A 6,265-nucleotide genomic window follows, 5' to 3' on the forward strand; every position below is an offset into this window, starting at 1 on the left:
ACATCCTCCCAGTCTCGATCGCCCCCGGCAAAATCGGCCGTGGAGACGTGACGACTCCGGTTAAATGGATACCCCACTGCCTGCTAATCTTGTCTTGTTCAGAAAAATGACGAGGAGGGCAACATGCCAACTGCGCGCGAATCCTTGATTCATCAACTCCACCCGACGCAGCTAACGGTCGGCATGATCGAAGTACAGGACAAGAAGAAACACCTGGCCTCGCTAAAGCCTGCCGAGCAGCGCGAATTCCTGCAGGCCCACCCTATCCCGGCGGTGAGCGGGCCAGGCGGCAAGCTTTACATCACCGATCACCATCATCTTGGGCGGGCTGCCCTGGAAGCTGGCGTCACCACCGGCTTTTTCACCGTGGAGGCGGATCTGTCGGCTTGCGCGCAGGACGATTTCTGGGCAGAGATGGACAAGAACCTATGGGTTCATCCCCTGGACGAACACGGCGTGAGGCACTACTACGCTGCGGTTCCCAATCACCTGGAGAAACTGGTCGACGATCCGTATCGGTCGCTGGCCGGGTATGTGCGAGACGCTGGTGGCTATACCAAGACGCCCACCGCCTTTGCGGAGTTCGTGTGGGCGGACTTCTTTCGCCGCTCCATCGCCGTCGAAGACCTGAGCGCTGACTTCCACGCGGCGGTCCAGCGAGCCCTCACGTTAGCAAAAGGCAAGCTGGCTGTCGGCCTGCCAGGATACAAGGCGTAGTCGGCACCAAAGGAGGCAAAAGGAAGCAAAAGGGGCCGAAGCCCCTTCTGCCTATTCCAGCAAGGCACCAGTTATTGACCGATTTGCCTGCTGACTGCATTTTCCTGGTGGTTGAGCGTTCGCTGTTCCTGCCGCGTGATATGCCCGCCATTCTGGCTTGCCATGATGCGTTCTTCCTGGCGGATCTGACCATCTCGATGGTGCAGCGCGGCGGCCTGACGGTGGGTCAGCTCGCCTTCCTTGACCTCCTGGTGGATGCGCTTGTTTTGGTTGGCGAGGCGGTTATTGACCTGCTCGCGGCGGGGATGGTTTCTTTCCCAGCGCGAATCCTTCTCGTTGGCCATTGCGCCTCCAGCGAGGCTGGCTGCAAAAACCGCGACTGCCACGCTACCCAGAATCTTCTTAGCAAACATTGCGACGCTCCCCTTGGTTGATGATGTCCGGCGGCAAGTGCCGAACATGTCCAACTAACGCCAGGGAAACGGGGCGGGATGACGCCTTGCCTGAGTGGAGTTGTAACGCAGTATTTCTCGCAATGGCTGGGCAAATGATTGGCTGAGCCGCCCCCCCAGCCTGGCCCACCGGATCTCGCTCTGTGCCAGGGCAGGGATGTTGGGTATCGATGGCGTATGTTGGTCAATGCCAGACAACAAAAAACCCAGAGAGCTTTCGCTGTCTGGGTTTCTTGGCAACGTAGGCAGTTGCTAGCCACTAATTTGGTGGGTGGTACAGGGATTGAACCTGTGACCCCTGCCGTGTGAAGGCAGTGCTCTACCGCTGAGCTAACCACCCCTGCTGCTGCGCTGTTGCTGCCGTGCTGCCGTGCTGCAGAGAAACAAGATTATGTCAGCGCCGTTGTATCTTGTAAAGCCCTTCCTGGAAATTTCTGCAAAAAATCCCATCGGGCTACTTTCGGTCGGCTTATGCCGCCTATGCCGTTTATGCCGCTTCGCTCGCCGGCGGTGCTTCCTTCCATACGACCTTGCCGCCGCTCGCCTTTTCCAGCTGCTTGAGCACCGCCAGGTGGGCGGTGGCTTCTTCCTCGCTGGCCATCAGCACGGGCAGGTCGAGGCGGGAGAGGTCGGTGGCGGCCACTGCGTCGCTCTCGGCGCCGCCGCCGTCGAGCATGTCGATCACCAGCGAGTTCTGGCCGCGCGTCATGGCGAGGTAGACCTCGGCCAGCAGCTCCGCATCGAGCAATGCGCCGTGCAGGGTACGGTGGGCGTTGCTGACGCCGAGGCGGTCGCACAGGGCGTCGAGCGAGTTGCGCTTGCCGGGGAACATCTGGCGGGCTTCGCGCAGGGTGTCGATCACATTGCCGGCGTGCTCGCGGAACGGCGGCAACCCGACCAGCTTGAACTCCATGTCCAGGAAGCCAAGGTCGAAGGGCGCGTTGTGGATGATCAGTTCGGCGTCCTGGACGAAGTCCCGGATCTCGTTGACCACCTGCGCAAACTTGGGCTTGTCGGCCAGGAAGTCCACGGTGATGCCGTGCACCGCGATCGCGCCTTCGTCGATATCGCGTTCCGGGTTGACGTAGAAGTGCAGATGCCTGCCCGTGAGGCGGCGATTGAGCAGCTCCACGCAGCCGATTTCAATCAGGCGGTCGCCGGTGGCGGCGCTCAGGCCGGTGGTTTCTGTGTCGAGAACGATCTGTCGCATGGCGGGCATTCTAACCGGTGGGGCGGGGGAGTCGGGCCGGTGTGGGTCGGTATGGGCCGGCTTTATCCCTTGAGCGAGTCGACGCCGCGGTTGGCGAGGGCGTCGGCGCGTTCGTTGCCGGGGTGGCCGTTGTGGCCACGCACCCAGTGCCAGGTAATGTCGTGCTGCTGGGCCAGCTTGTCCATTTCCTGCCAGAGGTCGGCGTTCTTCACCGGTTTCTTCTCGGCGGTCTTCCATCCGCGTGCCTTCCAGCCCGGCAGCCATTCGCCGATGCCCTTTTGCACGTATTGCGAGTCGGTGTAGACCTTGATCCGGCAGCGGCGCTTGAGCGCGCGCAGGGCCTCGATCACGGCGGTCATTTCCATGCGGTTGTTGGTGGTGAGGGCTTCGCCGCCGAACAGTTCTTTCTCGTTGGTGCCGCAGACCAGTACGGCGCCCCAACCGCCGCGCCCGGGGTTGCCTTTGCAGGCGCCGTCCGAGTAGATGATGACGTCTTCGATTTCGCTGGGTTCCATTGGGTATTGGCTAAGCTAAGGGTGGCACCGCGATGCGGCGGGGCCAGCCGGGGTGATTGGGGTGCGGCAGCGCTTGATGGCGCTTAATGCTCGTCGCCGGGGGATTTGCCGTGGGTGCCCGTGGGCGTCGCCACCGGCGCGGCGACTGGCGACAGCGCGGCCTTGGCGCTCTTCCAGGCGGGGCCGACCAGGCGGATATTGCGCACGCGCTTGACCGCCGAGATCATATAGACTGAACCGAAGATCGGCCACCAGCGGTCGCCGGCCTTCTCCATGAAGGCGGCGCGCTGCAGCCAGCGTTCCGTGTGGTACGGCGGGCAATAGCAGCCGAACCGGCCGCGGATAATATCGAAACCCAGGAGTTTGAGCCAGTCCTTGATGCGCACGAAGCCGATGGACTGGCTGTCGTTGGGCAGGAAGGGGTCGGCGCCGAGCCGCTTGAGGCCCTGGCGGGCGCCCCACAGGCTCATGGGGTTGAAGCAGGTCACCACCACCCGGCCTTCCGGCATCAGCACGCGGGACACTTCGCGCAGCACCTCGTGCGGGTCTTCCGAAAATTCCAGGATATGGGGCAGGGTGATCAGGTCGATGCTTTGCGTCTCGAACGGCAGTTCGTCGAAGCGGCACAGCAACTGGCGCGAATCGGCCTGGGCTCGTGGGCCATGGGGCCCGTTGCCGGGGGCAAGGGCCAGTGCGGAGAACGGCATGCGGTTCTCGCGCAGGGTGTCGATGTGCGGCAGGCCGAGCTGCACCGCGTGGTAGCCGAAGATATCCACCACGGTCCGGTCGTACTGTGCCTGCTCCCACTGGAGCATGTATTGCCCGGGAGGCGAGGCAAGCCAGTCTTCCCAATTTATAATCGGACGCTTGGACATAGGAGCACGCATGTTGAAGGTGGAGCCGATTCCCGCATTCCAGGATAACTATATCTGGGCAATCCACGACGGTCACTGGGCCGCCGTGGTCGACCCGGGCGAAGCCGCGCCGGTCGAAGCCTTCCTGGCACGCGAGGGGCTGACGCTGGGCGCTATTGTAATCACCCACCACCACGGCGATCACCAGGGCGGGGTGGCCGGGTTGCTGGCGGCGCATCCCACCGCGCCGGATGGCGCCCCGTTGCCCGTCATCGGACCGGCCGGTGAACGCATCGGCGCTCGCACTTTGGCGGTGCGGGAAGGTGACACCGTGGACGTGGCGCACCCTGCGCTGCAACTGAAGGTGCTCGACGTGCCGGGCCATACCGCCGGCCACGTCGCGTATGTGGCGGACCTGGCGGGCGCAGGCCCGGCGGTGTTCTGCGGCGATACGCTGTTTGCCAGCGGCTGCGGCCGCCTGTTCGAGGGCTCGCCGGCGCAGATGCTGGCCTCGCTCGACAAGCTGGCGGCGCTGCCCGGCGCCACCCGGGTGTATTGCGCCCACGAGTACACCCGCAGCAACGTGCGGTTCGCCCGCGCGGTGGAGCCGGATAATGCCGAACTGGCAGCCTGGGAGGCGCGCGTGGATGCATTGCGCGCGGTCGGCACGCCGACCGTGCCGACCACCATCGGGCAGGAGCGCGAGGTCAATCCCTTCCTGCGCTCGCGCGTGCCCGCGGTGCGCCAGGCGGTGGCGGCCCACGCCGGCGGGGTGGCCGGCAATGACGCGGCGGCCTTTGGCGCGCTGCGCGGCTGGAAAGATAATTTCCGCTGAATCCTGATTGGCCCGACTGCCCTCGGTGCGCCCGCCAGCCTTGGGCGCGCCTTGCCGGGACGGCTGTTTTCCCGTGCCCGATACGTCCCTGCCGGCCTCGGCCCAGCGCCGCGGCAGGGAGAATTTCATTGACGCGAAAGCCGCTTTTTCTTAGCATCAGGCAAATTTTTAGCGTCACGATTTGAGAACTTAATGAAAATTGGTCGATTACTGGCGGTAGTTGCGTGTGCCGCGCTGCTTGCAGCGTGTGCCAGCACGCCCACCCCGCCTGATGGCGCCGATGGCGCCGCTGCGACCGCCTCCGCTTCCAAACCTGCGATTTCCAAGCCCGACCCGCTCAATTCGATCAACAGCGCAGCCGTCATCAACATGGACCGCGACAGCCTGGACTGGCTGCGCGGGCCGTCGAGCGACATCTGGGACCGCATCCGCCGCGGCTTTGGCATGCCGGACCTGGAAGGCACGCTGGTTGACGATCGCACGCAGTGGTACGCGCAGCGCCCGGAATACATGGAACGGATGGTGGGGCGCTCAAGCCGCTACCTCTATCACATCGTGGAGGAGCTGGAGCGCCGCAAGATGCCTACGGAGCTGGCGCTGCTGCCCTTCGTGGAGAGCGCATTCAACCCGCAGGCCGAGTCCACCGCCAAGGCGGCCGGCATGTGGCAGTTCATTCCCAGCACCGGCAAGAGCTACAACCTGAAGCAGAACATGTTCCGCGACGAGCGGCGCGATGTGCTGGCCTCGACGGATGCGGCGCTGGATTACCTGGCGCGGCTGTACGACATGTTCGGCGACTGGCAACTGGCGCTGGCGGCGTACAACTGGGGCGAGGGCGCGGTCTCGCGCGCCATCGCGCGCAACCAGGCGCGCGGGCTGCCGACCGACTACGCCAGCTTGAACATGCCCAACGAGACGCGCTACTACGTGCCCAAGCTGCAGGCGGTCAAGAACATCATCGCCAATCCCCAGGTGTACGGGGTGAAGCTGCCGGATATTCCCGACCACCCGTACTTTGTCACGGTGACCACCTCGCGCGACATCGACGTCAAGCTGGCGGCCAAGCTCGCCAACCTGCCGCTCGACGAGTTCAAGGCGCTCAACCCGTCCTTCAACCGGCCGGTGATCCTGGGCGCGGCAAATCCGCAGATCCTGCTGCCTTTCGATAACGCCGAGCGCTTCCAGTACAACCTGAACACCTACCGGGGCGGCCTGTCGAGCTGGACGGCGGTGACGGTGGATAACCGCGAGCGCATCGAGGCGCTGGCAGCGCGGCTGAATATCGACGCAGACACGATTCGCGAGATCAACCGCATTCCCAAGGGCATGCGGCTGAAGGCCGGCTCGACCGTCGTAGTGCCGCGCTCCGAAGATCGCAACCAGGACATCAGCGCCACGCTGGCTGAAAGCGCCACGATGGCCATGGAGCCGGATGTGCCGGACGCACGTCGCGTGGTGGTGCGGGCTGGGCGGCGCGATACGGTGGTAACGCTTGCGCATCGCTATGGCGTGTCGGCTGGCCAGGTGCAGTCCTGGAACAAGCTCTCCGGCACCAAGCTGGTGGCGGGGCAGAGCCTGGTGCTGATGGTGCCGGCGCGCTCGGCGGCCCGCTTCGCCAGCGCGCCCGACCCGGCGCCCCGCGCTTCCGCGCCGGTCCCGGTGCGGGCCGAGGCGGTGCGGGG

The 6,265-nt window shown here is 64.5% G+C and carries 7 protein-coding genes and 1 tRNA gene; 3 read left to right on the plus strand and 5 right to left on the minus strand.

All coding sequences use genetic code 11. From position 1 onward, the window contains the following. Window positions 1-123: 123 nt before the first annotated feature. On the plus strand, window positions 124-717 hold the full coding sequence (locus tag ACGLHR_RS50260) for a ParB-like protein (RefSeq protein ID WP_400103425.1): 594 nt from the start codon (window positions 124-126) through the stop codon (window positions 715-717). Window positions 718-788: 71 nt separating this feature from the next. On the opposite strand, the gene ACGLHR_RS50265 is transcribed toward ACGLHR_RS50260, so the two are convergent. From ACGLHR_RS50265 to ACGLHR_RS50285, 5 genes are all read right to left on the minus strand, one after another. Beyond that, window positions 789-1,061 (minus strand): hypothetical protein, encoded by a 273-nt coding sequence (locus tag ACGLHR_RS50265; protein ID WP_318237973.1) that lies wholly within the window; start codon window positions 1,059-1,061, stop codon window positions 789-791. Between the two features lie 373 nt (window positions 1,062-1,434). Next, window positions 1,435-1,509 (minus strand) — tRNA-Val (locus tag ACGLHR_RS50270). A gap of 147 nt (window positions 1,510-1,656) precedes the next feature. Beyond that, window positions 1,657-2,379 carry a DNA polymerase III subunit epsilon gene (dnaQ, locus tag ACGLHR_RS50275; RefSeq protein ID WP_267603713.1) on the minus strand — a complete coding sequence of 241 codons (723 nt, stop codon included), beginning with the start codon at window positions 2,377-2,379 and terminating at the stop codon, window positions 1,657-1,659. A gap of 62 nt (window positions 2,380-2,441) precedes the next feature. Then, on the minus strand, window positions 2,442-2,879 hold the full coding sequence (gene rnhA, locus ACGLHR_RS50280) for a ribonuclease HI (protein ID WP_267606443.1): 438 nt from the start codon (window positions 2,877-2,879) through the stop codon (window positions 2,442-2,444). 98 nt (window positions 2,880-2,977) lie between these two features. Then, window positions 2,978-3,769, minus strand: a complete 792-nt coding sequence (locus tag ACGLHR_RS50285) for a methyltransferase domain-containing protein (RefSeq protein WP_318237964.1) — start codon at window positions 3,767-3,769, stop codon at window positions 2,978-2,980. 10 nt (window positions 3,770-3,779) lie between these two features. On the opposite strand from ACGLHR_RS50285, the gene gloB reads away from it, so the two are divergent. Next, entirely contained in the window at window positions 3,780-4,583 is an 804-nt protein-coding gene (gene gloB / locus ACGLHR_RS50290; RefSeq protein WP_400103428.1) for a hydroxyacylglutathione hydrolase, read from the plus strand. A gap of 192 nt (window positions 4,584-4,775) precedes the next feature. Beyond that, window positions 4,776-6,265, plus strand: a 1,490-nt coding sequence (locus ACGLHR_RS50295; RefSeq protein ID WP_400103430.1) for a transglycosylase SLT domain-containing protein, incomplete at its 3' end; no start/stop codon positions are given.

Origin of the sequence: Cupriavidus sp. CuC1 (assembly GCF_044627735.1) — a bacterium.
In the GTDB taxonomy this organism is placed as follows: Bacteria; Pseudomonadota; Gammaproteobacteria; order Burkholderiales; family Burkholderiaceae; genus Cupriavidus; species Cupriavidus ulmosensis.